Raw genomic sequence first — 2,673 nt, forward strand, 5'->3', positions numbered from 1 at the left:
AATCCGGCTCAATCCGGCTCGTCCGCGTAATAGGCGGCGGCGCTCAGGATCAGATCGATCTCGTAGCGCATGGCGTCGTCCGGTGTCGCGTGGTGGAGGATTTTGCGCACTTGCGCCTCGGCCTGCTGATGACGCTCGCTCAGCGCCAGCGCCCATGCCACCGCGAGGCGCAGGCGTGGATGCTTGTCCAGTTCGGACTCGGGCAGCCATTTGAGCCATTCGAGCACGGCTGACAATTGACCGCGCGTCGCCGCCTCATGCAGGCAGCGCTGCGCCAGGCCGTAGGCGGTCTCGCGCTGGCCGCTGGCAAGCGCGTGGCGCGCGGCAGCTTCGGTCATGCCATGATCGGCAAGCCAGTGCATGGCGCGATCGTGCATCCCTTCGAGTTCCTGCGCCGGGAGGTCCGTCAGCCGGGCGCGCAGCGCATCGCGTGCCAATGCATGCAGGCGGAACCACTCGCCATGTTGGTCCGCGACGACAAACATCGGCGTGTCATGCATAAGACGCTGCAGGCGCTCCTTCGCATCCTGCAACCCCGTCACGGCGCGGCAAAGATCGGCATGCAACAACTCCACAATCGAGATACGCGTCAGGAATCCGGTATCCGCATCGGAGAGCCGGGCGAGCAGCGCGGTCACGAAGTGCTCGCGCATGCCGCCGGTGCTGTTGGCGAAGGCATCGATAGCGGCAACGGGATCGGGCGCATGGGTGATTGCGGCCAGCGCGAGTTGCAGGCCGAGCGGCCAGCCCTCGGTCGCGTCATGCAGCCTGCGCAACGTGCGCAATCTCCGCCAGCCACGCGGTGAAGCCTTCCAGCGGCCCGCGGGACGATCCATCCCCGTCCGGCAGCCGTCTGCCGAATGCTGGCCGCCCGCAGCCTGAGCGAATCGCGCTCGCGAGCCCTGTCAACAAGCGCCCCGGATCGTCATGCTCGTCCAATGACAGCCAGGCAACCGCGCTGCCGCGCATGATGTACTCGCGGTGCCACTGGATCAGCAGGGATGTCTTGCCGAAGCCGGCAGGCGCTTGCGCGATCGTCACGGGCCTGTCGACAAAGTGCTCGCAGTCCGAGCGCAGGCGTCGGCGCGCAAGGAGGTGGCGCGGTCCGCGCGGTGGACTGGTCTTGAGCGGGAATGCCGATGCTGTGACGCCAGTGCCACTGGTGGAATTTGTCATCGAATAAGCCCGGCAGGCTATGCCGTTCGCGTGGATGGGCAGAAGAGCCGGATGGGATGGGGCGGATCGCCAGTGCCGGCGATTATAGACAGGCCAGGCGCGTCGAAGGCCGCTCCCAGGGATATCCCTGTGCCGTTCCCCCCCGCCGCTGGGGGGAGCCTCCCACCCGCACGCTCCTAACATCCAATCCATGCAATACAACCACGAAAGTGATGCAATGCCGGCAACCAACCACGCAATCGCGACGACGCCAGGCGCCAATCCCGGGCCTGCAGCGATCACAAGGTTATCCACGGCTATGCATGCCATGCGCCGGCAGGCACAAGCGCCCGCCAATGCATCCATCTCGCTCTGACCCGAAACCGGCCTCGAAACATGTTCCGCCATCTGTTTGTTCCTGTCGATCCTAGCGATCACGGCGCCAATGCAACGGCGCAAGCCATCGCACTGGCTCGCAGCCACGGCGCGCGCATCAGCTTCCGGTACGCGCAGGCGGCAGGCGCGCGCGGCCCGTCGCAGGCCCGCGAGGCACTCGTCCGTGCCGATGCGGCAGCGCGTGCGCAAGGCTTGACAAGCACGGTGGCCAGCATCGTTGCCGAGCAGCCGGCGCGCGCGTTACTGGCCGCGGCGGACCAGGCGGGCTGCGACGCGATTGTCCTCGCCCATGGCACGGGGCAACTCGCGGAGCTGTCCTCCGCTGCCCGCCACATGCTGGTGCATGCCCGCATTCCGGTGCTGTCAATCGGCGCCAACTGCGTACCCGCGCCCATTCCGGCTATCGATCTGCTGCACAGCGAGTACAAGCGCCTGACCGCGCTGCTGCATGCCTGGCTGAACCTCCTCGAAACGCCGCCCCCGCCGGGCGCGTCAATGGCCTCGGCTCCGCTGCTGGCGGCGATCGAGTACGTTCGCTTGGTGGTCCATCCGCTGCTGCAGCGCAAGGAGGTCACGTTATTCCGCCGCCTGGGCCGGCGCAGCGAGGCCATGCGCGCGGAACTGGACGAGTTGTCCCGCCAGCACTTGCGTCAACAGAGCCTGCTGGATGAGCTTGCCACGCAAGTGGAGCAAGCCGACGGCAGCGCCCCCGCCTTTGCGGCGCTAGCCCAGGCCGTCGAGCAGTATGCCCGCCAGGTATGGGAATACATGGGCCGCGAAGAAGGCGTTGTGCTCCCGGCGGCGCGCCGCCACTTGACCGAGGGCGATTGGAACGATGTGCATTTGGCACTGACCCCCGCAGTGACTCACCACGTCGGGATACGCTCCGACGCCAGCTTTGCAGAGCTGCTGACGCAATTGACTCTGCCCCAACCCGACAAGGACTAAACATGCAATTCCTCGACGATTCCCTGCACCCCGAGAACCAGGACAAAGTGGTCATCACCGTGGCGCCTTACGGCCCCGAGTGGATGCCGGCGGATTTCCCCGAAGACATTCCGGTGACGATGGAGGAACAGGTGCAAAAGGCCGTTGACTGCTACAACGCCGGTGCCACGGTGC

The 2,673-nt window shown here is 66.3% G+C and carries 4 protein-coding genes; 2 read left to right on the forward strand and 2 right to left on the reverse strand.

Annotated elements, in window-relative coordinates:
- Positions 1-8: 8 nt before the first annotated feature.
- Together AC1DKD_RS40845 and AC1DKD_RS40850 are read right to left on the reverse strand one after the other, a co-directional pair.
- On the reverse strand, positions 9-776 hold the full coding sequence (locus AC1DKD_RS40845) for a winged helix-turn-helix domain-containing protein (protein ID WP_477144705.1): 768 nt from the start codon (positions 774-776) through the stop codon (positions 9-11).
- Positions 760-1,176: a hypothetical protein gene (locus AC1DKD_RS40850; RefSeq protein WP_477144706.1), complete on the reverse strand. Its 417-nt coding sequence runs from the start codon at positions 1,174-1,176 to the stop codon at positions 760-762. The genes AC1DKD_RS40845 and AC1DKD_RS40850 overlap by 17 nt, the downstream gene beginning before the upstream one ends.
- Before the next feature lie 375 nt (positions 1,177-1,551).
- On the opposite strand from AC1DKD_RS40850, the gene AC1DKD_RS40855 reads away from it, so the two are divergent.
- Together AC1DKD_RS40855 and AC1DKD_RS40860 are read left to right on the forward strand one after the other, a co-directional pair.
- Positions 1,552-2,499: a universal stress protein gene (locus AC1DKD_RS40855; RefSeq protein ID WP_441637650.1), complete on the forward strand. Its 948-nt coding sequence runs from the start codon at positions 1,552-1,554 to the stop codon at positions 2,497-2,499.
- Positions 2,500-2,501: 2 nt separating this feature from the next.
- A partial coding sequence (locus AC1DKD_RS40860; protein ID WP_477144707.1) for a 3-keto-5-aminohexanoate cleavage protein occupies positions 2,502-2,673 on the forward strand: 172 nt, incomplete at its 3' end.

Source organism: Cupriavidus sp. 05T313, from assembly GCF_056396665.1.

Excerpts from the sequence above, each read along its gene's own strand:
- AC1DKD_RS40855 (WP_441637650.1), top strand. The coding sequence starts at position 1,552 with ATGTTCCGCCATCTGTTTGTTCCTGTCGATCCTAGCGATCACGGCGCC.
- AC1DKD_RS40850 (WP_477144706.1), bottom strand. The coding sequence starts at position 1,176 with ATGACAAATTCCACCAGTGGCACTGGCGTCACAGCATCGGCATTCCCG.